This window comes from Streptococcus sp. 714 (assembly GCF_013277115.1).
GTDB lineage: Bacteria > Bacillota > Bacilli > Lactobacillales > Streptococcaceae > Streptococcus.
Genome location: NZ_VMMH01000017.1, coordinates 65509 through 88729, shown reverse-complemented (window position 1 = coordinate 88729; position 23221 = coordinate 65509). Strand labels below are relative to the sequence as shown.

General features: G+C 39.8%; 23 protein-coding genes. 11 read left to right on the top strand and 12 right to left on the bottom strand.

Translation table 11 applies throughout. The features are described 5' to 3' along the window. The first annotated feature begins 10 nt into the window (after positions 1-10). Positions 11-478, top strand: a complete 468-nt coding sequence (locus HT718_RS06655; protein ID WP_173267944.1) for an 8-oxo-dGTP diphosphatase — start codon at positions 11-13, stop codon at positions 476-478. On the opposite strand, the gene HT718_RS06650 is transcribed toward HT718_RS06655, so the two are convergent. The 5 genes from HT718_RS06650 to coaB form a co-directional block, all read right to left on the bottom strand. After that, positions 475-990 carry a transcription repressor NadR gene (locus HT718_RS06650; RefSeq protein ID WP_173267943.1) on the bottom strand — a complete coding sequence of 172 codons (516 nt, stop codon included), beginning with the start codon at positions 988-990 and terminating at the stop codon, positions 475-477. The genes HT718_RS06655 and HT718_RS06650 overlap by 4 nt on opposite strands. Positions 991-1001: 11 nt before the next feature. Further along, complete coding sequence (locus HT718_RS06645) at positions 1002-1529, bottom strand: ECF transporter S component (protein WP_033680367.1); 528 nt, start codon at positions 1527-1529, stop codon at positions 1002-1004. A 176-nt stretch (positions 1530-1705) separates the two neighbouring features. Then, complete coding sequence (locus tag HT718_RS06640) at positions 1706-2269, bottom strand: ECF transporter S component (protein ID WP_000747412.1); 564 nt, start codon at positions 2267-2269, stop codon at positions 1706-1708. Further along, positions 2253-2804 (bottom strand): phosphopantothenoylcysteine decarboxylase, encoded by a 552-nt coding sequence (coaC, locus tag HT718_RS06635; RefSeq protein WP_173267942.1) that lies wholly within the window; start codon positions 2802-2804, stop codon positions 2253-2255. The genes HT718_RS06640 and coaC overlap by 17 nt, the downstream gene beginning before the upstream one ends. 11 nt (positions 2805-2815) lie before the next feature. Continuing rightward, complete coding sequence (coaB, locus tag HT718_RS06630) at positions 2816-3505, bottom strand: phosphopantothenate--cysteine ligase (RefSeq protein WP_173267941.1); 690 nt, start codon at positions 3503-3505, stop codon at positions 2816-2818. A gap of 136 nt (positions 3506-3641) precedes the next feature. Here coaB and HT718_RS06625 point away from each other — a divergent pair, with 136 nt between their 5' ends. The 5 genes from HT718_RS06625 (at position 3642) to radC (ending at position 11295) form a co-directional block, all read left to right on the top strand. Next, on the top strand, positions 3642-4808 hold the full coding sequence (locus HT718_RS06625) for a hypothetical protein (RefSeq protein ID WP_173267940.1): 1167 nt from the start codon (positions 3642-3644) through the stop codon (positions 4806-4808). After that, positions 4801-6276 carry a hypothetical protein gene (locus tag HT718_RS06620; RefSeq protein WP_173267939.1) on the top strand — a complete coding sequence of 492 codons (1476 nt, stop codon included), beginning with the start codon at positions 4801-4803 and terminating at the stop codon, positions 6274-6276. The genes HT718_RS06625 and HT718_RS06620 overlap by 8 nt, the downstream gene beginning before the upstream one ends. Before the next feature lie 174 nt (positions 6277-6450). Then, on the top strand, positions 6451-8121 hold the full coding sequence (locus HT718_RS06615; RefSeq protein ID WP_173267938.1) for a formate--tetrahydrofolate ligase: 1671 nt from the start codon (positions 6451-6453) through the stop codon (positions 8119-8121). Between the two features lie 159 nt (positions 8122-8280). Continuing rightward, a complete protein-coding gene (gene pcrA / locus HT718_RS06610; RefSeq protein ID WP_173267937.1) occupies positions 8281-10572 on the top strand; it encodes a DNA helicase PcrA in 2292 nt (763 codons plus the stop codon). Between the two features lie 42 nt (positions 10573-10614). Beyond that, positions 10615-11295, top strand: a complete 681-nt coding sequence (radC, locus tag HT718_RS06605; protein ID WP_173267936.1) for a DNA repair protein RadC — start codon at positions 10615-10617, stop codon at positions 11293-11295. Here the strand turns inward: radC and HT718_RS06600 are convergent. From HT718_RS06600 to HT718_RS06570, 7 genes are all read right to left on the bottom strand, one after another. Then, positions 11292-11981 (bottom strand): gamma-glutamyl-gamma-aminobutyrate hydrolase family protein, encoded by a 690-nt coding sequence (locus HT718_RS06600; RefSeq protein WP_173267935.1) that lies wholly within the window; start codon positions 11979-11981, stop codon positions 11292-11294. The two genes, radC and HT718_RS06600, sit on opposite strands and share 4 nt — an antisense overlap. A 17-nt stretch (positions 11982-11998) precedes the next feature. Then, positions 11999-12640 carry a redox-sensing transcriptional repressor Rex gene (locus HT718_RS06595; protein WP_173267934.1) on the bottom strand — a complete coding sequence of 214 codons (642 nt, stop codon included), beginning with the start codon at positions 12638-12640 and terminating at the stop codon, positions 11999-12001. Positions 12641-12722: 82 nt separating this feature from the next. Then, positions 12723-12938, bottom strand: coding sequence for a DUF4649 family protein (locus HT718_RS06590; protein ID WP_173267933.1), 216 nt, complete (start codon positions 12936-12938; stop codon positions 12723-12725). 7 nt (positions 12939-12945) lie between these two features. Next, entirely contained in the window at positions 12946-13293 is a 348-nt protein-coding gene (locus HT718_RS06585; RefSeq protein ID WP_000863540.1) for a DUF1831 domain-containing protein, read from the bottom strand. 4 nt (positions 13294-13297) lie between these two features. Continuing rightward, complete coding sequence (locus tag HT718_RS06580) at positions 13298-14413, bottom strand: cysteine desulfurase family protein (protein WP_173267932.1); 1116 nt, start codon at positions 14411-14413, stop codon at positions 13298-13300. Between the two features lie 9 nt (positions 14414-14422). After that, entirely contained in the window at positions 14423-15382 is a 960-nt protein-coding gene (locus HT718_RS06575; RefSeq protein WP_020900938.1) for a ribose-phosphate diphosphokinase, read from the bottom strand. A 111-nt stretch (positions 15383-15493) separates the two neighbouring features. Beyond that, entirely contained in the window at positions 15494-16063 is a 570-nt protein-coding gene (locus HT718_RS06570) for a CYTH domain-containing protein (protein ID WP_173267931.1), read from the bottom strand. A 128-nt stretch (positions 16064-16191) separates the two neighbouring features. Here HT718_RS06570 and HT718_RS06565 point away from each other — a divergent pair, with 128 nt between their 5' ends. From HT718_RS06565 to HT718_RS06545, 5 genes are all read left to right on the top strand, one after another. Continuing rightward, positions 16192-16863, top strand: a complete 672-nt coding sequence (locus HT718_RS06565; RefSeq protein ID WP_033683732.1) for a GTP pyrophosphokinase family protein — start codon at positions 16192-16194, stop codon at positions 16861-16863. After that, positions 16847-17665: an NAD kinase gene (locus tag HT718_RS06560; protein ID WP_173267930.1), complete on the top strand. Its 819-nt coding sequence runs from the start codon at positions 16847-16849 to the stop codon at positions 17663-17665. Before HT718_RS06565 ends, HT718_RS06560 begins: the two co-directional genes overlap by 17 nt. Then, positions 17662-18558, top strand: a complete 897-nt coding sequence (locus HT718_RS06555) for an RluA family pseudouridine synthase (protein ID WP_173267929.1) — start codon at positions 17662-17664, stop codon at positions 18556-18558. Before HT718_RS06560 ends, HT718_RS06555 begins: the two co-directional genes overlap by 4 nt. Positions 18559-18602: 44 nt before the next feature. Then, positions 18603-19577, top strand: coding sequence for a phosphate acetyltransferase (pta, locus tag HT718_RS06550; RefSeq protein WP_173267928.1), 975 nt, complete (start codon positions 18603-18605; stop codon positions 19575-19577). A gap of 710 nt (positions 19578-20287) precedes the next feature. Continuing rightward, the coding region (locus HT718_RS06545; RefSeq protein WP_240147363.1) for an SIALI-17 repeat-containing surface protein at positions 20288-23221 on the top strand (2934 nt) is incomplete at its 3' end.

The window sequence follows — 23221 nt, the reverse complement described above, 5'->3', positions numbered from 1 at the left end:
GAGTAAATTTATGTCCCGTTCCCAATTAACGATTTTAACAAACATTTGTCTGATTGAAGACCTCGAAACTCAGCGCGTGGTGATGCAGTATCGCGCCCCTGAAAACAATCGCTGGTCTGGCTATGCCTTTCCTGGAGGCCATGTAGAAAATGGCGAGTCTTTCGCAGAGTCTGTCATTCGTGAAATTTATGAAGAAACAGGATTGACTATCCAGAATCCTCAACTTGTCGGCATTAAAAATTGGCCACTAGATACTGGTGGGCGCTATATTGTCATTTGTTATAAGGCGACAGAGTTTACTGGAACTCTTCAATCTTCAGAAGAGGGAGAAGTTTCTTGGGTGCAAAAAGACCAGATTCCAAACTTGGATCTGGCCTATGATATGTTACCTTTGATGGAAATGATGGAAGCTCCGGACAAATCTGAATTTTTCTACCGCCACCGTACAGAAGATGGCTGGGAGAAAGAGATTTTTTAGTCTTTTACTAAATAACCGAGCTGATCCAAGGCCTCCTCGATATAGTGGAGGTCTTGTTGTGTTTCGGCTTCAACTAGGTGGTAATGGATACCATCTGTCAATTCAGACAGAGGTCTAAAGTCAGAATGCTCGACTTGTTCTAGAAAATGCTGCACATCTCTGCGACAAGACAGTTTCAGCAAGGTTTCAATTTCTCCATAAACGGGATGGTCAATCAAGGTGTTTTGAACACGTCCACCATTATCTACGATAGCGAGGAGTTCTTGCCCGATTTCTTCAACTTCATGTTTAACTTTGAAAAGTTTGTGGGCGTATGGATTGACATCAACTTGCTTATAGACGTAGCCACGATTGGTGGATAGGATAGGAGCGCCATCGGCTCTCAAAATTGCAATGTCTTGTACAATGACTTGTCGTGTGACATGAAAATGTTCAGCTAAGCTTTGGCCATTGAGGGCTTTAGGAGCTTCTTTCAAGAGTTGGAGCAGGGCTTGTTTGCGATCTTTTGTCATAGTTCTTCCTTTTACCGGCGTTTTCGAAGCACTTTATAGACAGCTAGTGCTAATGTATAGTCTACCATACTATGGATAATTGTGCCAAATCCAACTAGCACAAATAGAACATAGAACATATTTTCTACATTGGTACCGGAAGTTGCATAAAAAAGGACACAGGCTAATACTTCAGCAAGGGCATGAACGACAGCCAAAATAAAGTTGAAAATCCAGGAAGATTTTGCTTTATCTAGGGTATCGGGAAATTTCTGTAGGTAAAGAGCGCCCAAAGTCCCAAAAAAGATATGGGAAAAAGCCCGAAAAACGATGACCATGGGATAGCCAGCCATCAAAAATCCAAAACTAGAGGCTAGGATGACAAAAACGGCCATCAAGGGAGACAGGAACATGGCAATAAAAATAGCGATGTGACTACCCAACGTATAGGAAGCAGGTGGAATGACAATCTTAAAGGGCATAACAATTGGAATCAAAATCGCAATAGCCGTTAAGAGGGCTGTCATTGTCATAAATTGTGTCTTTTTCCGTGTATTCATAAGAATCTCCTTTTCAACTGTATATACACTAGTATAGTACAATAAAGAAGACAATAAAGCAAGGATTTACTTAGGTTTATAGGTCATTTTTAGTTAGATATTGGTAAAAATTCCACTAAAAAAGGAAATACACAGAACAAAATCTCCACCTTCAGGTTTGAAAGTGGAGATTGTTTTTATTTCTTCAAAGTTTGCAGTCTTGGAACAATAGCTAGGGTTAGAACTGCGGAAATGACTAATTCGGCAATCGAATTTGTTGAGATAACGGTTGCTAGGAGTTTTTGGATATTACCATCAAAAACATTCCCAAAAAGGTAGAAAATTCCACCAAGTACAAAGACTGTGTTGGTAAGTGAACCAAGGGCACCAGCTAGAATCAGACCAGTTTTATTTTTCATCAGTTTATAGACTAGATACGGAGTTAAACCAATCAAAATACGTGGGACGATGGCAATGATAGCTGAATAGATGTTTCCGTTTGGTACAAATGGCGAGAAGAGGTAGCTTGTCGGCAGAATCGTGATTGTGTTAACGGTCAAGCTAAGAAGCCCCATCAAAAATCCAAGTGTAACCCCAACTCGTGGACCGTAAATAATGCTAGCAATAATGACAGGAATATGAACGATAGTCGGTTTGATTGGGAATGGAAAAAGGTTAAAGATAAGTGAGCTCAGGAAGTGAATCACAAGCATGGTTGCAAAGAAGATAGCAATGGGCGCAATATTAGAGCGTTTTTTCATCGAGAGTTTCCTTTATTCTTTCTAAAATAATTGTGAGGTCGGCTAAGGCTCCTCTTCCGTGGTCTCCACAAGCTAGTAAGGATTCCTTAGGAGAAATTAGCTGATAGCCGTAGGTTTCTAATGTTTTCAGATTAGCCTGAGTTGCTGGATGTTCATACATCTTTGTATTCATAGCAGGTGCGATGAGTTTGGGAATATGACTTGGCAAGGCTAGAGCTGTACTGGTTACCATATTGTCCGCAAAGCCGTGGGCTAATTTTGCAACAGTGTTAGCAGTTGCAGGGGCCACAATAAATAAATCCGCCTTTTTTCCAAGTTCGATATGATTGACTTGATCTGGATAGGGTTCCTTCATGACATCCAAGTGGACGGAATTCTGTGAGAGTACCTGCAGTGTCAAAGGTTGGATAAACTCTGTAGCAGCCAGAGTCATTAAGACAGTGACTTGATGACCTTGTTTTTTTAGAGAACTGACTAAATCTGCAGACTTGTAAGAGGCGATTGAGCCCGTTACAGCCAAGAGAATATGTGCCATAGCTTTCCTTTCTAAGAATGGTAGGCTTGAATTTTTTCAAGGAGGAGTTTTGCAATTTCTTCTTTAGTGTTAACAGTTTGAAGATGATCCTTCTCAACAAAGATAGCTCGGTGCTGATCTGCTGAGATTTGAGTGAGATCATTTGCAATGATTAAGTCTGCTTGGTTCTTGATAAGACTTTTTCTGGCAATGTTAACTAGATGGTCTTCGGTAACATCAACCAGCAGTTTGAAACCAATCAGATGAATAGTAGGATTCCATTCCTTGACTAGAGAGATGATTTTGGGTGTTTTTTTCAAGAATAAAACCTGAATCTCGTCAGTTGAAGAAATCTTAGCCTGATGATTCTGCTTGTTTAAAAATTCCTCTAGATTGGAACTAGCCTGAACTTCCTCCAGCCCTGTCATATAAACAGGAGTGTAATCAGATACGGCCATTGAGTGAATCAAGACTTTATAATCCTTGACACGTTCTTGCATTTCAAGGAGAAGGTCGTTTGTATTGTTAATTTCTCGAATGCTTAGGTTGGGATGAGCTTTTGGCTTCAGAGCTCGTTTTGTTGTAATCAAACAAACTTCATGCCCTGCACTCAGCAAGGTTTCTGTGATGATTTTCCCCAAGCGACCAGTAGAATGGTTAGTGATAGAGCGGACGCTGTCGATAGCTTCACTGGTACCGCCCGATGTAACTAAAATTTTCATAGCACTATTGTACACAAAAATAAACGGTAAGTAAAATGAAAGCGATAAAAATTGAGTAAATTAATATATGGTCGATTTTGACAATCTCTTTTGTTTATTGCATAATAGGAGTATATGCAATAAAGGAGAGTGTTTGATGGATTTTTTTAAATTTGCTGATAATTTTACAAAAGAAGCTAGTAAGGTATTGAATGATGCTGGATCCGCTACCAGTAAAGTATTAAATGAAGCAGGGAAATTTACTGGAGAAGCTATTACAGAGTCTGTAAAAGTTATAGAAAATGTATCAAGTCAGGTTGGTGATGTTATCACAGATGTTTCTGAAAAAGCTATTGGGGTTGCTAGTGATGTGGCACAACATGTAACTAAAGCTTCATCGGAAACTGTTAATGAAGCAGGTAAAATAGCGAATAATACGAAAGAACAAATTGATGCTGTTGACCTCTTTAATTCTAAACTTAGAAAAGAAGCTGTCGAGGGATATAAAGAATCTATAAGATTGTATAATGATGAAGCTGATAATTTAGCTAATAAATCAACAGAACTCTATCAGGTTAGAGAAAAAGCGGTCAAAGTTGTAAAAATTATTGAAGAAAGAATTAGTAAGCTAGCCAATAAGCCAAAAGAGTTTGAGACAAAATTAGAAGAAATTGATGTTGAAATTCAGAATTTTGAAGATAAGCAAATTGTTATTTCACAGTCAATTAAGGAAGCTGAATTAGCAAGTGGTAGCACAGCGGCTACGGCTTCTCTTAGCGCATTAGGAGTAACGGTTGCAACTTTAGGGCCTACTGCCGCTATGGGTGTTGCAACTACATTTGGTGTTGCATCAACAGGTACTGCAATTTCAAGTTTGACAGGTGCTGCAGCAAATAGCGCCGCTCTGGCTTGGTTAGGTGGTGGAAGTGTAGCAGCTGGTGGAGGTGGAATGGCAGCAGGTAACGCATTTTTAGCATTGGCTGGTCCTGTCGGTTGGGGAATTGCAGGAGTTATGTTGACCGCTTCTGTAGGCGCTGGTGTAGTAGCTAATAGGAAAAATGAAGAAGTTGCAAAAGAGGCTATAGAGGAACAGAAAAAGGTAGAATTGTTGGCTAGACAACTTAAAGAAAAAGTAATAGAAGTTACGGAATTAATAGAACTAACTGAAAAACAAACAGAAGGAATTTATTTAGCCAATTTATCTTTAACTGGAATGGACTATAGCTTATTTACTGAAGATGAAAAATATAAAGCAGGTAATTTAGTGAATTCAACACTTTCACTGACAGCTATGATAAATAAGGAAATTAAAATAAATGGTTAATCAAATTTTTAATCAAGCATTTAACCAAGGTATTGGAGCATATGTCAATTGTTTAAATAATTTAAGAATTCAAGACTTACAAATTGCTATGAAAATGATAGAGGATGAATCTCGCAATGTCATCTTAAACAAGGATAATGCCTCTAAATTTTTAGATTATGCTAAAAAAAATATAGAAGATGTTATTGTTAAAAATCGTGGCGGTAATCGTGGAGTACATGGCTTTATAGCAGAGTTTGCAGAAGCAGGAATTGTAAATGCAAGGAGAGCAATTGAGGGATTAAACCCAATTGTTAAAGTTTTGAATGACAATGGACCAGCTGATTTATTAATTGGTAGAAATACCATTCAAATGAAGTTTTATAATAATCTACGTGATGAATTAGAACAATCATTTTTTTACAATACAAAAATGAAAATGATGTTTCCAAAAGATCACGTTCAAGTATTTGAAAAAATAATGGCTGGAGCAAAAGAAGTTGAATTTAATGGCAAGAGATTGTCCAGTAAACAAATTACAGATATACGTCAAATGATTAATGATATCACTGAAAGCAAGGGACTTACTTCATACAAATCTTGGATGAAATCTTCTGCTTTAGATTATAAAGACGCTCAAAAGAATTCAATTAACTCTCTATTGGATTCTGAACAGAAAAATATTTATAAAACAGTCAAACTGAAAAAACAAGAATTAAATAAAAAAAGATTAGTAGCCCAAAAACATGCATTACCTAATTTAAAAGAAGCTAACAAGGTTGCAAGAAACGCAGCTTTTTTACAGGGTGGTTTAGCTTTGATGTCGAGTGTGTATGGAAAATATAAAGAAGGAAAAAGTATTTTTGAATTCGAACAATCAGATTGGTTAGATTGTGGATTGGATACAGCTGAAGGAGTTATAAAGGGTGCAATATCTGGTTATTCTATTTATGGATTAACAAACGTTTTGGGGATTAGTGCTCCAAATGCTAGTGCTTTAGTTATGGCAACTTATGGAATGATAGACATTGTTCTAAAGTATAGATCTACAGAAATAACCCAAGATGAATTTATGAATCTTTTGACATTAAATGTAATGGATGCTTCCTTTGCAACAATTGGTGCTTGTATTGGTCAAGCAATGATTCCTATACCAGTTCTAGGTTCTATTGTGGGTTCAATAGCCAGCTCACTCATTTGGGAAATAGGGAAGGGAATATTAAATGATAGAGAACAAAAAATCATTCAAGACTATAAGGAAAATCTGAATGATTACATAAAAATTTTAGATAATCATTATCTTGCTATTTATAACGAAATCATAGAAAAATATAAAAAACTGGGTAAATTACAAGATTATTCGTTTGATTTATCGTTAAATACTAAACTTAGTTTTGAATATTCTATTGAGTTGGCAGAAAAATTAGAAATTGAAAGCACAAGAATTTTACATAATTTATCTGAAATTGACAGCTATTTTCTTGATTAAATTATTTTTTCATTATTCTATAGTTTCAAACTATAAAGCCATATAAAATTTAAGAAAGAACTCTAAAAACCTTAAAAACAGGGATATTTACGAACGTTTAGAGAGTTTAAGGATGTTAAAAATCTTGTTTTGTGTTATAATGAATTATCATATAAGAGGTTAGAGGAGTTTTGAATGAAAACAGATATTGAAATCGCACAGAGTATTGAGTTGAAGCCCATCGTTGATGTTGTAGAGAAACTGGGTATTTCTTACGATGATTTGGAGTTGTATGGAAAGTACAAGGCTAAGCTCAGCTTTGATAAAATTCGTGCAGTTGAGAGCAATCCAGTTGGGAAATTGATTTTGCTTACTGCTATCAACCCAACACCTGCAGGTGAAGGAAAATCAACTATTACCATTGGTCTGGCGGATGCCTTGAATAAGATTGGCAAGAAAACCATGATTGCTATTCGCGAACCATCTCTTGGTCCAGTCATGGGTATCAAAGGTGGTGCTGCTGGTGGTGGTTACGCCCAAGTCCTGCCAATGGAAGACATCAACCTCCACTTTACTGGAGACATGCATGCCATTACAACTGCCAACAATGCTCTTTCTGCCTTGATTGACAATCACTTGCACCAAGGGAATGAGCTAGGAATTGACCAACGCCGTATTCTCTGGAAACGTGTAGTGGACTTGAACGATCGAGCCCTTCGTCATGTAACCGTTGGACTTGGTGGTCCTCTAAATGGTATTCCACGTGAGGATGGTTTTGATATTACAGTTGCTTCAGAAATTATGGCCATTCTTTGTTTGGCAACAGACATCGAGGACTTGAAACGACGTTTGGCCAATATCGTTATCGGTTATCGCTATGACCGTACGCCTGTTTCTGTTGGTGATTTGCAGGTTGAAGGTGCCTTGGCTTTGATTTTGAAGGATGCTATTAAGCCGAACCTGGTTCAGACAATTTACGGTACACCTGCCTTTGTACATGGTGGTCCATTTGCCAATATCGCTCATGGATGTAACTCTGTCTTGGCAACGACAACAGCCCTTCACTTAGCGGACTACACAGTTACTGAAGCTGGTTTTGGTGCGGACCTTGGTGCTGAGAAATTCCTTGATATCAAGACACCAAACTTGCCAACATCTCCAGATGCAGTTGTCATTGTCGCAACCCTTCGTGCCCTTAAGATGAATGGTGGTGTGGCTAAAGATGCTCTTACAGAGGAAAATGTGGAGGCGGTTCGTGCAGGTTTTGCTAACTTGAAACGCCACGTTGAGAACATCCGTAAGTTTGGTATTCCAGCAGTTGTAGCTATCAACGAATTTTTATCTGATACAGAAGCTGAAATTGCAGCCTTAAAAGAACTTTGTGCCTCAATCGATGTACCAGTTGAGCTGGCTAGTGTTTGGGCTGATGGTGCAGAAGGTGGAGTAGCACTTGCCGAAACAGTTGTTAAGACTATCGCTGAAAACCCAGCTAACTATAAACGTTTGTATGACAATGACCTTTCTGTCCAAGAAAAGATTGAAAAGATTGTTACTGAAATCTATCGCGGTAGCAAAGTGAACTTTGAGAAGAAAGCTCAAACACAAATTTCTCAAATCGTTCAAAATGGTTGGGACAAATTGCCAATCTGTATGGCTAAAACTCAGTATAGTTTTTCAGACAATCCAAATTCACTTGGAGCACCTGAAAACTTTGAAATTACTATTCGTGAATTGGTACCAAAATTAGGTGCAGGTTTTATCGTTGCCCTAACTGGAGACGTGATGACTATGCCAGGTCTTCCAAAACGTCCAGCAGCCCTCAATATGGATGTTGAAAGTGACGGAACAGTTTTAGGCTTGTTCTAGTAGTTTAATTGAATTCAAATGAGTTTGGAAACACTATCCAAGCTCATTTTTTATCTAGATATAAGGAGTTGCCTTCTACACGTAACCAGTCTAGGTAAAGATATTTTCCCTGATTTCTGATATAATAGAAATATTGACTTCAAGAGTAAGGAAGAGAAGATGAACGCATTATTGAATGGAATGAATGACCGTCAGGCTGAGGCGGTGCAAACGACAGAAGGTCCCTTGTTAATTATGGCGGGGGCTGGTTCTGGAAAGACCCGTGTTTTGACCCACCGTATCGCTTATTTGATTGATGAAAAGTTAGTCAATCCTTGGAATATCTTGGCCATTACCTTTACTAACAAGGCTGCGCGTGAGATGAAGGAGCGTGCTTATAGCCTCAATCCAGCCACTCAGGACTGTTTGGTTGCGACCTTCCATTCCATGTGTGTTCGTATTCTGCGTCGCGATGCGGACCATATTGGCTACAACCGCAATTTTACTATTGTCGATCCAGGGGAGCAGCGAACTCTCATGAAACGGATTCTTAAGCAGTTGAACCTGGATCCGAAAAAATGGAATGAACGGAGCATCTTAGGGACTATTTCCAATGCTAAGAATGATTTGATTGATGATGTGGCTTATACTGCCCAAGCTGGCGATATGTACACGCAAATCGTCTCCCAGTGTTACACTGCTTACCAAAAAGAATTGCGTCAGTCTGAGTCGGTTGACTTTGATGATTTGATTATGTTGACCCTGCGTCTTTTTGATCAAAATCCTGATGTTTTGACTTACTATCAACAGAAATTCCAGTACATCCACGTTGATGAGTATCAGGATACCAACCATGCCCAGTATCAGTTAGTCAAACTTCTAGCTTCACGTTTTAAAAATATCTGTGTGGTTGGGGATGCGGATCAGTCTATCTATGGTTGGCGTGGTGCTGATATGCAGAATATCTTGGACTTTGAGAAGGATTATCCTCAAGCCAAGGTTGTTTTGTTGGAGGAGAATTACCGTTCAACTAAAACTATTCTGCAAGCGGCCAACGAGGTCATTAAAAACAATAAAAACCGCCGTCCTAAGAATCTCTGGACACAAAATGCTGATGGAGAGCAAATCGTTTACTATCGTGCTAATGATGAGCTTGATGAAGCTGTCTTTGTAGCAAAATCCATTGATGAACTTGGTCGCAGTCAAAACTTCCTTCACAAGGATTTTGCAGTTCTCTATCGGACTAATGCGCAATCTCGTACTATTGAGGAAGCCTTGCTCAAGTCCAATATTCCTTATACTATGGTTGGTGGGACTAAGTTCTACAGCCGTAAGGAAATTCGTGATATTATTGCTTACCTCAACCTCATTGCTAATTTGAGTGACAATATTAGTTTTGAGCGTATTATTAACGAGCCTAAACGTGGAATTGGGCCAGGCACGGTTGAGAAAATCCGTGATTTTGCGAATCTGCAAAACATGTCTATGCTAGATGCTTCTGCAAATATCATGTTATCTGGTATCAAGGGTAAAGCAGCCCAGTCTATCTGGGATTTTGCCAATATGGTTCTAGATTTGCGCGAGCAACTGGACCAGTTAAGCATTACTGAGTTAGTTGAGTCCATCCTAGAAAAAACAGCTTACGTCGATATTCTTAATGCCCAAGCGACTCTAGAAAGCAAGGCTCGGGTTGAAAATATCGAAGAGTTCCTTTCTGTGACGAAAAATTTTGACGACACCTCTGATGTGTCAGAAGAAGAAACTGGTCTGGACAAATTGAGTCGTTTCTTAAATGACTTGGCCTTGATTGCCGACACAGATTCAGGTAGTCAGGAGACATCAGAAGTGACTTTGATGACCCTGCATGCTGCCAAAGGTCTCGAGTTTCCAGTTGTCTTTTTGATTGGGATGGAAGAAAATGTCTTTCCGCTTAGTCGTGCGGCTGAAGATCCAGATGAATTAGAAGAAGAACGCCGTCTGGCCTATGTGGGAATTACGCGTGCAGAGAAAATTCTCTATCTGACCAATGCCAACTCGCGCCTGCTTTTCGGTCGTACCAACTATAACCGTCCGACTCGTTTTATTAACGAAATTAGTTCAGACTTGCTTGAGTATCAAGGATTGGCCCGTCCAGCCAATACAAGCTTTAAGGCATCTTATAGCAGTGGTGGCCTTGCCTTCGGTCAAGGTATGAGTCTTGCCCAGGCTCTTCAAGACCGTAAACGCGGTGTGGCACCGAAAACTATTCAGTCAAGCGGTCTCCCATTTGGCCAATTTACAGCTGGTGCAAAATCAGCATCAAGCGAGGCAAATTGGTCCATTGGTGATGTTGCTTTCCACAAGAAATGGGGAGAGGGAACTGTTCTGGAAGTTTCAGGTAGCGGTGCTACGCAGGAATTGAAAATCAATTTCCCAGAAGTTGGTTTGAAAAAACTTTTAGCTAGTGTAGCCCCAATTGAGAAAAAAATCTAATTTTTCATCCTTCTCACGAATAATAAAGTGAGGAGGATTTTTATGTACAGTATTTCATTCCAAGAAGATTCACTATTGCCAAGAGAAAGACTTGCCCAAGAAGGAGTGGAAGCGCTCAGTAACCAAGAGTTGCTAGCTATTCTACTCAGAACAGGAACACGTCAGTCTAGTGTTTTTGAAATTGCCCAGAAAGTCTTGAACAATCTTTCAAGCCTAACGGATTTGAAAAAAATGACCCTGCAGGAATTGCAGAGTCTATCTGGTATCGGCCGTGTTAAGGCAATAGAATTACAAGCTATGATTGAGCTGGGCCATCGTATTCACAAACACGAAACCCTTGAGATGGAAAGTATTCTCAGTAGCCAAAAACTGGCCAAGAAGATGCAACAGGAATTGGGCCATAAAAAACAAGAGCACCTGGTGGCGCTCTATCTCAATACTCAAAATCAAATCATCCATCAACAGACCATTTTTATCGGCTCAGCTACTCGTAGTATTGCTGAACCAAGAGAGATTCTTCACTATGCAATCAAGCATATGGCGACTTCTCTCATCTTGGTCCACAATCATCCTTCAGGAGCGGTAGCCCCTAGCCGAAATGATGATCATGTCACTAAACTTGTCAAGGAAGCCTGCGATCTGATGGGAATTGTTCTCTTGGACCATTTGATTGTCTCTCACTCCAGTTATTTTAGTTATCGTGAAAAGACGGATTTAATCTAAAGTTCATTAACGACATAGTCAAAGAGTTTTTTATCTTTGGGACGATTTCCAAATAGAAATTCTGGGTGCCATTGGACTCCGAGAAAGGCGACATCATCTGTACTCATGATAGCTTCAATGATACCATCCTTAGGATCATGAGCCGCAATCTTTAAGTTGGGAGCTAAATCCTTGATACTTTGGTGGTGGAAGGAGTTGATATGGGAGATTTCTCCATAGATTTCTCGAAGAACAGTATCTGGTTCGGTTACCAAGCGCTGGGTTGTGTACTCGGCAGAACAATCCTGCCAGTGGTCTTCGATATCTTGATACAGAGTTCCACCCATGGCAACGTTAAAAAGCTGAGTACCACGGCAGACAGAGAAAATCGGTTTTTTCTGTTTAATAGCTTCCTTGATGAGGGCCAGTTCGAAGATATCTCTTTGAAGGTGGTAGTCATCGCTGTCAATGGTTTTTGGTTCACCATAGAATTTTGGATCAACGTTTTGCCCACCTGTCAAGATGAGCTTGTCAATCATACTGATGTAGTGGCTAGCCATTTCTTGATCACCAATCGGTAGGATGATGGGAATCCCTCCGGCGTCTTTAACGCCTTCCACAAAGCCTTTTGCTGCGTAGCTCATCATGATGTCATCATCTGGATGAGTTTTTTCGTTTCCTGTAATCCCAATAACTGGTTTTTTCATAAAATGATTTTCGCTTTCTAATCCTCTTTTCGCATGAAATAGAGGAGGGTTTGGAGTTCACTTGTCAAATCGACATATTGAACGACCACGTCTTTTGGTAAATGCAGATGGACTGGTGAAAAACTGAGAATTCCTTTCACGCCAGCATCCACCAAGAGCTTGGCAACCTCTTGTGACTTGACGCTGGGGACAGTTAGGATAGCAGTCTTCACATCAGCATCCTTGATTTTGTCCTTGATTTGGGAAATTCCGTAAATAGGAATCCCATCAGGAGTTTGGGTACCGACTTCAGGATGGTCATCTAGGTCAAAGGCCATGATAATCTTCATCTTGTTGCGCTCATGGAAGCGGTAGTGGAGAAGAGCGTGGCCCATATTTCCAATACCAACCAGCATGACATTGGTAATAGAGTTATCATTGAGTAAATCGGCAAAAAACGTCATCAGTTTTTTGACATCATAGCCAAAACCACGACGACCTAGTTCACCAAAATAGGAAAAATCACGACGTACGGTCGCTGAATCAATCCCAATAGCCTCTGCAATTTGTTTGGAGTTGGCACGTTCAATCTTTTCTGCATGAAATCTCTTAAAAATTCGATAGTAGAGAGAGAGTCTTTTCGCTGTAGCTTTTGGAATAGCAGACTGTTTATCTTTCACAAAATCACAACCTTTCTATTCTTCTATTTTATAGAAACATTGTGAAAAAATCAACAAAAATAAGAAAAAACTAAGAAAAATCTTAGTTTTGATGTAAAAAATCTGCATGTGATAGAAAACGGTAGAGGCCTCCGACCAGGCCTTGATAAACTTCTTGGCCCTTAAAGGTCAAAGAAGTCACATAAAGTGTATCTGGTAGAGTCACACAGCCTGACAAAGCCAGCATGAGTGCCTCATAATCTTCGTACTTGAGAGTCCGCTCTACATGATAGCTATCCTTATAGGTTAGTTCAAACATATGGGACCTATCTTTCAGATTTTGTAAAGACACCACGTTCTACCAAGCTATCCATGAGGAAGTAGAATTTTTCCTGATGAATGTGGTGGTCTTCTGATTTGAAAATATCAACTAAACGTAGTCCGAACTTGTCAGTGATATTGATTTTAGCACCTGTAAGTTCCTTGTTAATGATGATTTTGAGTTGGAAGCCTTCACCGCTGTTTGGTACCTTTTCAAGTAGGCGAGTCAGTTCATAGTTACCAACCTTAGTCTCAAAAAATGTGTTGTCCTTAAGGGTGAATTTCTTAACAGACGGGCTAAGAGTGTAGTCGTAACGACAATTTTTTAACTGAATGGTTTTTTCAAATGCCATATGGCTAACCTCCGATAATTTCTTTTAAGGCTTTTGCGAGGGTTTGTAGGTCTTCAATAGTATTTTGTGGGGATAAACTGATGCGAACGGATTCCTTCAAGCGTTCTGAATTTGCCCCGTACATGGCTTCAAGAACATGGCTGGATTGGACAATACCTGCTGTACACGCTGAACCAGTAGAGATAGAAATTCCAGCTAAATCTAGACGAAGAAGTAAGAGGTCGTTTTTCTGCCCAGGAAATCCAATATTGAGAACATAAGGGAGATGATCTTGTCCCCTATTCAAATAATACTGAACTCCCTCAAGCTCCGCAAGAAAAGCAGTTTCTAGATTTTGTACATGTTGGAAATGTTCTTCTTGTTTTTCTAGGTCTTCTTTTAGGGCTGCAACCATGCTAACAATAGCGGCTAGATTTTCAGTCCCTGCACGTTTTTTCTGTTCTTGGTCTCCGCCATGAAGATAGGAATCAAAGTCCATACTAGATGCGTAGAGGAAGCCGATTCCCTTAGGACCATGGAACTTGTGGGCAGAAGCAGTGAGAAAATCAATGCCCAATTCTTCTGGATGAATAGGGATTTTTCCAATTGCCTGTACTGCATCAACATGATAGGCAGCTGGATGTTGCTTGAGTATTTGGCCAATTTCAGCAATGGGAAGTAGGTTTCCTGTCTCATTATTGGCAAACATGGTAGAAACCAAAATCGTATCGTCACGTAAGGCCTCTTGAATTTGCTGGGCTGTGATCTCTTGATTTTCTGGCTGGATAATGGTTGCTTCAAACCCAAAGTGTTGAACCAAGTAATCAATTGTTTCAAGGACAGCATGGTGCTCAATGGCAGTTGTGATGATATGTTTTCCTTGTTCTTGGTGACGAAGGCAGTAGCCAATGATAGCAGTATTGTTGCCTTCGGTCCCACCAGAAGTGAAAAAGATATGTTGAGGTTTTGTCTCTAGTAATTGAGCTAGTTCCTGACGGGCCTCTCTCAAGAGTTTGCCAGCTTGACGACCATGACCATGGATACTAGATGGATTGCCATGGGTTTCTTGCATAACCTTAGTCATAGCTGAAATAGCAACTGCTGACATGGGAGTCGTCGCAGCATTGTCCAAATAAATCAAAGAATCACCTTATTTCTTTTTGTTGTAGGCAAAGAGTGGGCTGACTGGTTTTCTTTCGTGAATACGGACGATAGCATCACCAATTAACTCACTAGCAGTAATGTAGCATACGTTTTTAGGAGTTTTTTCTTTTGTTGCTACTGAATCAGTCACAAGAATTTCTTTAATATTAGTATTATCAAGAAGTTCAGAAGCTCCTTCGACGAAGAGGCCGTGGCTAGAAACAGCATAAATTTCTGTAGCCCCTTCACGTTCAACGATTTTAGCAGCTTCAGAGAAGGTACGTCCTGTATTTAAAATGTCATCAATCAAAATGGCTTTTTTACCTTCCACATCACCGATAATATAACCTTCGTTGCGAGTTGCATCGTCTTGAGGGTAGTCGATAATGGCGATAGGAGCATCAAGATATTCAGCCAAGCTACGAGCACGTTTTACACCTGAATTTTTAGGGCTAACGACAACAACATCTGAACCAAGTAGACCCTTATCGCAATAATGTTTTGCAAATAGGGGAACTGTGTAGAGGTTGTCAACGGGAATATCAAAGAAACCTTGAACCTGAACAGCATGTAAATCAAGCGTAAGGACACGGTCAACCCCAGCCTTAACCAGCATATTAGCAACTAGTTTAGCTGTAAGTGGCTCACGAGGTGAAGCGATACGGTCTTGACGTGCATAACCAAAATATGGAAGGACAACGTTGATACTGTGGGCACTTGCGCGCACACAAGCATCGACCATGATTAACAATTCCATTAGGTGGTTGTTAACTGGGAAACTTGTAGACTGGATGATGTAAACATCATAACCACGGACACTTTCTTCGATATTTACTTGGATTTCTCCATCTGAAAATTGACGTGATGATAGTTTTCCAAGTGGGACACCAACAGCTTGGGCAATTTTCTGTGCAATCTCTTGGTTAGAGTTGAGTGCGAAAAGTTTCATGTTTTTTCTATCTGACATTATAGACCGTCCTCTGTAAACTTTTTAAATCCTAGCTATATCTGCCTAGCCTATATGAACTGGGATTTTTGTATTTTATCTTTTCTATTTTACCAAAAAATGGAGATTATTTCAGCTATTTTTCATGCTTTTGACAAATCGAACCAATTTTGATGGAGCTTTTTGATAAGCAATCTGATTTTCCTCTAAAAATTGTTGGAAATCCTGTTTGCCTTGCTCGTGATTTTCCACCTCAAGCTCTAATTCGTAATCCGTAATATCAAAGTACTGACTTTCATCCAGTGCCATGAGACCGATAGCTGTTTGCATTTCATAGCGAAGCGTTGTTAGACAACCAAGAACCTGCCATTTTTTACTTTGGATACCATGTTTAGCCAATTCTTCCAGCACCAGTCCCTGAGGAAGCTCTTCCTTGCTCAGATAGTTTTCAGCATCTTTTAGGTGCAATTTTTGATTGTACTCCATGTTTCCAACACTTTGCGGGACTTTGAGTGTCAATTCAGCCAAGTCTTCAAAGGTTCGAATACGCATAGCGACTTTCTTTTCTCGTAGTTCAAAATCAGGCGTGTCGATGTAGTAATTTTTTTGAAGAACAGGAGTAACACCAGTGAACTGGTCTTTTAGACGATCATATTCATCTTTTTTCAATAGTGTTTTCAATTCAATTTCTAAATGTTTCATTTTTCTTACCTTTTCTTTATCTATGAAAGCGGATTATATGATATAATAGCTTTGTATTTATTGTATATAAATCTGGAGAAAAAATCAAAGATATTTTTGAAGGATAATATGAGAACAAGGGAGAATATATGACCTTAGAATGGGAAGAATTTCTAGATCCTTACATTCAAGCTGTTGGTGAGTTAAAGATTAAACTACGTGGTATTCGGAAGCAATATCGTAAGCAAAATAAGCATTCTCCGATTGAGTTTGTGACTGGTCGAGTTAAGCCAATTGAAAGTATCAAGGAAAAAATGGCTCGACGCGGTATTACTTATGCGACCTTAGAACACGATTTACAGGATATTGCTGGTTTGCGTGTGATGGTCCAGTTTGTAGATGATGTCCAAGAAGTTGTGGCTATTTTGCGCAAGCGTCAGGATATGCGGATCATACAGGAGCGAGATTACATTACTCATCGAAAAGCCTCAGGCTATCGTTCCTATCACGTGGTAGTAGAATATACGGTTGATACTATCAATGGAGCCAAGACCATTTTGGCAGAAATTCAAATTCGTACTTTGGCCATGAATTTCTGGGCAACAATAGAACATTCTCTCAACTACAAGTACCAAGGGGATTTCCCAGAGGAGATAAAGAAGCGACTGGAAATTACAGCCAAGATTGCCCATCAGCTAGATGAAGAAATGGGTAAAATTCGTGATGATATTCAAGAAGCTCAGGCACTTTTTGATCCTTTGAGTAGAAAATTAAATGATGGTGTAGGAAACAGTGACGATACAGATGAAGAATACAGGTAAAAGAATTGACCTGATAGCTAATAGAAAACCGCAGAGTCAAAGGGTTTTGTATGAATTGCGAGATCATTTGAAGAGAAATCAGTTTATACTCAATGATACCAATCCAGATATCGTTATTTCCATTGGTGGGGATGGCATGCTCTTGTCGGCCTTTCATAAGTACGAAAACCAGCTTGACAAGGTACGCTTTATCGGTGTTCACACTGGACATTTGGGCTTCTATACGGACTACCGTGATTTTGAGTTGGATAAGCTAGTGACTAATTTGCAGCTAGATACAGGAGCAAGAGTCTCTTACCCAGTTCTGAATGTGAAGATCTTTCTTGAAAATGGTGAAGTGAAGATTTTTAGAGCGTTAAATGAAGCCAGCATCCGCAGATCTGATCGAACTATGGTGGCGGATGTTGTAATCAACGGTGTTCCTTTTGAACGCTTTCGTGGAGATGGGCTAACAGTTTCGACACCGACTGGTAGTACAGCCTATAACAAGTCGCTTGGTGGAGCTGTTTTACACCCTACCATTGAAGCTCTTCAGTTGACGGAAATTGCCAGCCTTAATAATCGTGTCTATCGAACGCTGGGCTCTTCCATTATTGTTCCTAAGAAGGATAAGATTGAACTCATTCCAACGAGAAACGATTATCATACCATTTCGGTGGATAATAGTGTGTATTCTTTCCGCAATATCGAGCGTATTGAGTATCAAATCGACCATCATAAGATTCATTTTGTCGCTACACCGAGTCACACCAGTTTCTGGAATCGTGTTAAGGATGCTTTCATCGGTGAGGTGGATGAATGAGGTTTGAATTTATCGCAGATGAGCATGTCAAAGTTAAGACTTTTTTGAAAAAGCACGAGGTTTCTAAAGGACTTTTGGCCAAGATTAAGTTTCGAGGTGGGGCTATTCTGGTCAATGATCAACCACAAAATGCGACGTATCTATTGGATATTGGAGATCGTGTTACCATTGACATTCCCGCTGAGGAAGGTTTTGAAACCTTGGAGGCTATCGAGAGACCATTAGATATTCTCTATGAGGATGACCATTTTCTAGTCTTAAATAAACCCTATGGAGTGGCTTCTATTCCTAGTGTCAATCACTCTAATACCATTGCCAATTTTATCAAGGGTTACTATGTCAAGCAAAATTATGAAAATCAGCAGGTTCACATTGTGACCCGGCTTGATAGGGACACTTCTGGCTTGATGCTTTTTGCCAAGCACGGTTATGCCCATGCACGATTGGACAAGCAGTTGCAGAAGAAATCTATCGAGAAACGCTACTTTGCTTTGGTTAAGGGAGATGGACATTTGGAGACAGAGGGAGAAATTATTGCACCGATTGCGCGTGATGAAGACTCCATTATCACTAGACGAGTGGCTAAAGGCGGAAAGTATGCCCATACATCATATAAGATTGTAGCCTCTTATGGGAATATTCACTTGGTTGACATTCGCCTGCATACTGGACGTACCCACCAAATCCGAGTCCACTTTTCTCATATTGGTTTTCCTTTGTTGGGAGATGACTTGTATGGAGGTAGTCTGGACGACGGCATCCAACGTCAGGCACTGCATTGTCATTACCTATCCTTTTATCATCCTTTTCTAGAGCAAGACTTGCAGTTACAAAGTCCCTTGCCGGATGATTTTAGCAACCTAATTACCCAGTTATCAACTAATACTCTATAATAAAGTAATTCAGAGTATAATTTATTTTTTAAAGGAGAAAACTCATGGAAGTTTTTGAAAGTCTCAAAGCCAACCTTATTGGTAAAAATGCTCGTATCGTTCTCCCTGAAGGGGAAGAGCCTCGTATTCTTCAAGCGACTAAACGCTTGGTAAAAGAAACAGAAGTAATTCCTGTTTTGCTGGGAAATCCTGAAAAAATTAAAATTTATCTTGAAATTGAAGGTATTGAAGATGGTTATGAAGTCATTGACCCTCAACACTATCCTCAATTTGAAGAAATGGTCGCTGCTTTGGTAGAGCGCCGTAAGGGCAAAATGTCTGAAGAAGATGCACGCAAGGTTTTGGTTGAAGATGTCAACTACTTTGGTGTTATGTTAGTTTACCTGGGCTTGGTTGATGGAATGGTGTCTGGAGCAATTCACTCAACAGCTTCAACAGTTCGCCCAGCCCTTCAAATTATCAAAACTCGTCCAAATGTAACGCGTACTTCAGGTGCCTTCCTCATGGTTCGTGGTACGGAACGTTACCTATTTGGTGACTGTGCTATCAATATCAATCCTGATGCAGAAGCCTTGGCTGAAATTGCCATCAACTCAGCAATCACAGCTAAGATGTTTGGCATCGAACCTAAAATTGCTATGCTAAGCTATTCTACTAAAGGTTCAGGGTTTGGTGAAAGCGTTGACAAGGTCGTTGAAGCTACTAAAATTGCTCACGACTTGCGTCCTGACCTTGAAATCGATGGTGAGTTGCAATTTGATGCGGCCTTTGTTCCAGAAACTGCAGCTTTGAAAGCTCCTGGAAGTACAGTAGCTGGTCAAGCAAATGTCTTCATCTTCCCAGGTATCGAGGCAGGAAATATTGGTTACAAGATGGCCGAACGTCTTGGTGGCTTTGCGGCAGTAGGACCTGTTTTGCAAGGTTTGAACAAGCCAGTTAACGACCTTTCTCGTGGATGTAATGCAGATGATGTGTACAAGTTGACCCTTATCACAGCAGCTCAAGCAGTTCATCAATAAAGAGAAGTTGGACTAAATAAGTATTTATAATCAAAAAACGAGTCTGGGACAAACAGATTTTGATTTTAGAAATTCTTTATTATAAAATTTAAAAATCGATATATTAGACAAAAAAGCGAACAAGACAGAAATCTGAGTGTCAGATAACTCGTTTTGTTCGCTTTTTATATTTAAGGTTAGACTTTTGTCCCAGACTCGCTTTATTATGAAAAAAGTTTATTAGATCTTATACTCATACTCAATGAAAATCAAAGAGCAAACTAGGAAGCTAGTCGCAGGTTGATCACAACATTGTTTTGAGGTTGCAGATATAGAGCTGACGCGGTTTGAAGAGATTTTCGAAGAGTATTATTCCGGTATCGGATGTTGTCATTCAGACTTTGTTTTGATGTGAACTATGATTGAAACTAGTTTCAAATAATTTAGAACTTTTAACTATTTTTGAAAGTAGAATCTATTGTCCATTGTGAAGTCTAAAACTGAAAATATTTATTATATAATAAGGTTAAGATAAAATATGAAAGGAGTAAAATGTCTTTCATGACGTATTGCAAAGTTGAACTTTACGCTATGCAAGATTGTTTAAATTAAAAATAATGGAAATTCCCATTAAATAGTTTAGTTTCTTTTGGAATTGCCTAGTCCTAGTGGCTAAAAGTTTTAAGCCAAAAAGAAAGCGCTTTACCTAATTAGAAAATGAGAGGGAAAATATGAATCAGAGACATTTTGATAGAAAACAACGATACGGAATTCGGAAATTTGCAGTAGGGGCAGCTTCAGTAGTGATTGGAGCGGTTGTTTTTGGTGCTACACCTGCTTTGGCTCAAGAGGCACCATCAACAAGTGGTGAAACAGCAGGGCAATCTTTGCCAGAATTGCCTAAGGAAGTAGAGACAGGAAATCTGACGAATCTCGATAAGGAACTCGCAGACAAATTGGCAACAGCAACGGATAAGGGAACTGAAGTGAGCCGTGAAGACTTGCAAGCAAATCCAGGGTCTGAAAAACCAGCAGAAGCATCAAACGAAAATCCAGCTACAGAGAGTGAAGACAAAGAAGAAGTTGGAAACATTCCGCGTGATTTTTATGCCAGAGAGTTGGAAAATGTCAATACTGTTATAGAGAAAGAAGATGTTGAAACCAATCCTTCAAACGGGCAAAGAGTTGATATGAAGGAGGAGCTCGACAAGCTTAAAAAACTTCAAAATGCGACCATTCATATGGAGTTTAAGCCAGATGCATCTGCTCCACGTTTTTACAACCTCTTTTCAGTTTCTAGTGATACCAAAGTAAATGAATACTTCACCATGGCCATTCTTGATAACACAGCTATCATTGAAGGTCGGGATGCTAATGGAAACCAATTTTATGGTGATTATAAAAATGCTCCTTTGAAGATTAAACCAGGTCAGTGGAATTCTGTAACCTTTACAGTTGAAAGACCCAATGCAGACCAACCAAATGGTAAGGTGCGCCTCTACGTAAATGGTGTCTTGTCACGTACAAGTCCTCAATCTGGTCGTTTCATCCAAGATATGCCAGATGTCAACCATGTGCAAATCGGTACAACCAAACGTACAGGCAAAAACTTCTGGGGCGCTAATCTTAAAGTCCGTAATCTAACGGTTTATGATCGTACCCTTTCACCAGAAGAAGTAAAAAAACGTAGTCAGCTCTTTGAAAGAGGAGAGTTGGAGAAGAAGCTTCCTGAAGGAGCAGAAGTTACTGATAAACTGGATGTTTTTGAAGGTGGTGAGAACCGCAAGCCAAATAAAGATGGTATTGCAAGCTATCGTATTCCAGCCCTGCTGAAAACGGATAAGGGAACCTTGATTGCTGGTGCAGATGAGAGACGCTTGCATCACTCTGACTGGGGCGATATCGGTATGGTTGTTCGTCGTAGTGATGATAAGGGCAAAACATGGGGAGATAGAATCGTCATCTCAAATCCTCGTGATAATGAGAATGCCAGAAGAGCTCATGCGGGATCACCAGTTAACATTGACATGGCCCTAGTCCAAGATCCGAAAACTAAGCGAATCTTCTCTATTTTTGATATGTTTGTAGAAGGTGAAGCAGTTAGAGATTTGCCAGGAAAAGCACCGCAAGCCTATGAGCAAATTGGGGATAAGGTTTACCAAATTCTGTACAAAAAAGGTGAAGCAGGACATTATACAATCCGTGAAAATGGTGAGATCTTTGACCCTGAAAATAGAAAGACAGAATACCGTGTTGTAGTCGATCCTAAGAAACCAGCCTATAGTGATAAGGGTGATTTGTATAAAGGTGAAGAACTGATTGGTAATGTCTACTTCGATTATAGCGACAAGAATATCTTTAGAGTTTCAAACACCAACTATCTCTGGATGTCTTATAGTGATGACGATGGAAAAACTTGGTCTGCACCAAAAGATATTACATACGGTATTCGTAAGGACTGGATGCATTTCTTAGGAACAGGACCTGGTACAGGTATTGCCTTGCACTCAGGACCTCATAAAGGACGTCTTGTTATCCCTGCCTACACTACAAATAATGTATCCTACCTAGGTGGTTCTCAGTCTTCGCGCGTCATTTACTCAGATGATCATGGTGAAACTTGGCATGCAGGTGAGGCAGTCAATGATAATCGTCCAATAGGTAATCAAACAATTCACTCTTCAACTATGAATAATCCAGGTGCTCAAAATACGGAGTCAACCGTTGTGCAATTGAATAATGGAGATCTCAAACTCTTCATGCGCGGATTGACAGGTGATCTTCAAGTTGCTACAAGTAAAGATGGTGGAGCAACTTGGGAAAAAGATGTGAAGCGCTATGCGGATGTCAAAGATGTCTATGTTCAAATGTCAGCTATTCATACTGTGCAAGAAGGTAAGGAATATATTATCCTCAGTAATGCAGGTGGACCTGGACGATACAATGGTTTGGTGCACGTAGCACGTGTGGAAGCGAATGGGGATCTAACTTGGATCAAGCACAATCCAATTCAAAGTGGTAAATTTGCTTATAACTCCTTACAAGATCTTGGAAATGGTGAATTTGGTTTGCTTTATGAGCATGCAACTGCCACTCAAAATGAATATACCTTGTCTTATAAGAAATTCAACTGGGATTTCTTAAGTAAGGATGGGATTGCTCCAACGAAAGCAACTGTGAAAAATGCTGTAGAGATGAGCAAAAATGTCATCGCTTTAGAATTCGATTCTGAAGTTTTGGTGAATCAGCCACCAGTTCTTAAATTGGCAAATGGAAATTTTGCGACCTTCTTGACTCAGTACGATTCAAAAACATTGCTATTTGCAGCTAGCAAGGAAGATATTGGTCAGGAAATTACAGAAATCATTGATGGTGCAATTGAGAGCATGCATAATTTGCCTGTAAGTCTTGAAGGTGCAGGAGTTCCTGGTGGAAAAAATGGTGCAAAAGCAGCAATTCATGAAGTTCCAGAGTTCACAGGTGCAGTCAATGGTGAAGGTACAGTTCATGAGGATCCAGCCTTTGAAGGTGGCATCAACGGTGAGGAAGCAGCCGTTCATGATGTGCCAGACTTCTCAGGTGGTGTGAACGGTGAAGTAGCCGCTATTCATGAAGTTCCAGAGTTCACAGGTGGTATCAACGGCGAAGAAGCAGCTAAATTAGAA

What these genes read in the sequence shown, in the direction of transcription:
- HT718_RS06655 (WP_173267944.1), top strand. Translation starts at nt 11, where the DNA reads ATGTCCCGTTCCCAATTAACGATTTTAACAAACATTTGTCTGATTGAA.
- HT718_RS06650 (WP_173267943.1), bottom strand. Translation starts at nt 990, where the DNA reads ATGACAAAAGATCGCAAACAAGCCCTGCTCCAACTCTTGAAAGAAGCT.
- HT718_RS06645 (WP_033680367.1), bottom strand. Translation starts at nt 1,529, where the DNA reads ATGAATACACGGAAAAAGACACAATTTATGACAATGACAGCCCTCTTA.
- HT718_RS06640 (WP_000747412.1), bottom strand. Translation starts at nt 2,269, where the DNA reads ATGAAAAAACGCTCTAATATTGCGCCCATTGCTATCTTCTTTGCAACC.
- coaC (WP_173267942.1), bottom strand. Translation starts at nt 2,804, where the DNA reads ATGGCACATATTCTCTTGGCTGTAACGGGCTCAATCGCCTCTTACAAG.
- coaB (WP_173267941.1), bottom strand. Translation starts at nt 3,505, where the DNA reads ATGAAAATTTTAGTTACATCGGGCGGTACCAGTGAAGCTATCGACAGC.
- HT718_RS06625 (WP_173267940.1), top strand. Translation starts at nt 3,642, where the DNA reads ATGGATTTTTTTAAATTTGCTGATAATTTTACAAAAGAAGCTAGTAAG.
- HT718_RS06620 (WP_173267939.1), top strand. Translation starts at nt 4,801, where the DNA reads ATGGTTAATCAAATTTTTAATCAAGCATTTAACCAAGGTATTGGAGCA.
- HT718_RS06615 (WP_173267938.1), top strand. Translation starts at nt 6,451, where the DNA reads ATGAAAACAGATATTGAAATCGCACAGAGTATTGAGTTGAAGCCCATC.
- pcrA (WP_173267937.1), top strand. Translation starts at nt 8,281, where the DNA reads ATGAACGCATTATTGAATGGAATGAATGACCGTCAGGCTGAGGCGGTG.
- radC (WP_173267936.1), top strand. Translation starts at nt 10,615, where the DNA reads ATGTACAGTATTTCATTCCAAGAAGATTCACTATTGCCAAGAGAAAGA.
- HT718_RS06600 (WP_173267935.1), bottom strand. Translation starts at nt 11,981, where the DNA reads ATGAAAAAACCAGTTATTGGGATTACAGGAAACGAAAAAACTCATCCA.
- HT718_RS06590 (WP_173267933.1), bottom strand. Translation starts at nt 12,938, where the DNA reads ATGTTTGAACTAACCTATAAGGATAGCTATCATGTAGAGCGGACTCTC.
- HT718_RS06585 (WP_000863540.1), bottom strand. Translation starts at nt 13,293, where the DNA reads ATGGCATTTGAAAAAACCATTCAGTTAAAAAATTGTCGTTACGACTAC.
- HT718_RS06575 (WP_020900938.1), bottom strand. Translation starts at nt 15,382, where the DNA reads ATGTCAGATAGAAAAAACATGAAACTTTTCGCACTCAACTCTAACCAA.
- HT718_RS06570 (WP_173267931.1), bottom strand. Translation starts at nt 16,063, where the DNA reads ATGAAACATTTAGAAATTGAATTGAAAACACTATTGAAAAAAGATGAA.
- HT718_RS06565 (WP_033683732.1), top strand. Translation starts at nt 16,192, where the DNA reads ATGACCTTAGAATGGGAAGAATTTCTAGATCCTTACATTCAAGCTGTT.
- HT718_RS06560 (WP_173267930.1), top strand. Translation starts at nt 16,847, where the DNA reads ATGAAGAATACAGGTAAAAGAATTGACCTGATAGCTAATAGAAAACCG.
- HT718_RS06555 (WP_173267929.1), top strand. Translation starts at nt 17,662, where the DNA reads ATGAGGTTTGAATTTATCGCAGATGAGCATGTCAAAGTTAAGACTTTT.
- pta (WP_173267928.1), top strand. Translation starts at nt 18,603, where the DNA reads ATGGAAGTTTTTGAAAGTCTCAAAGCCAACCTTATTGGTAAAAATGCT.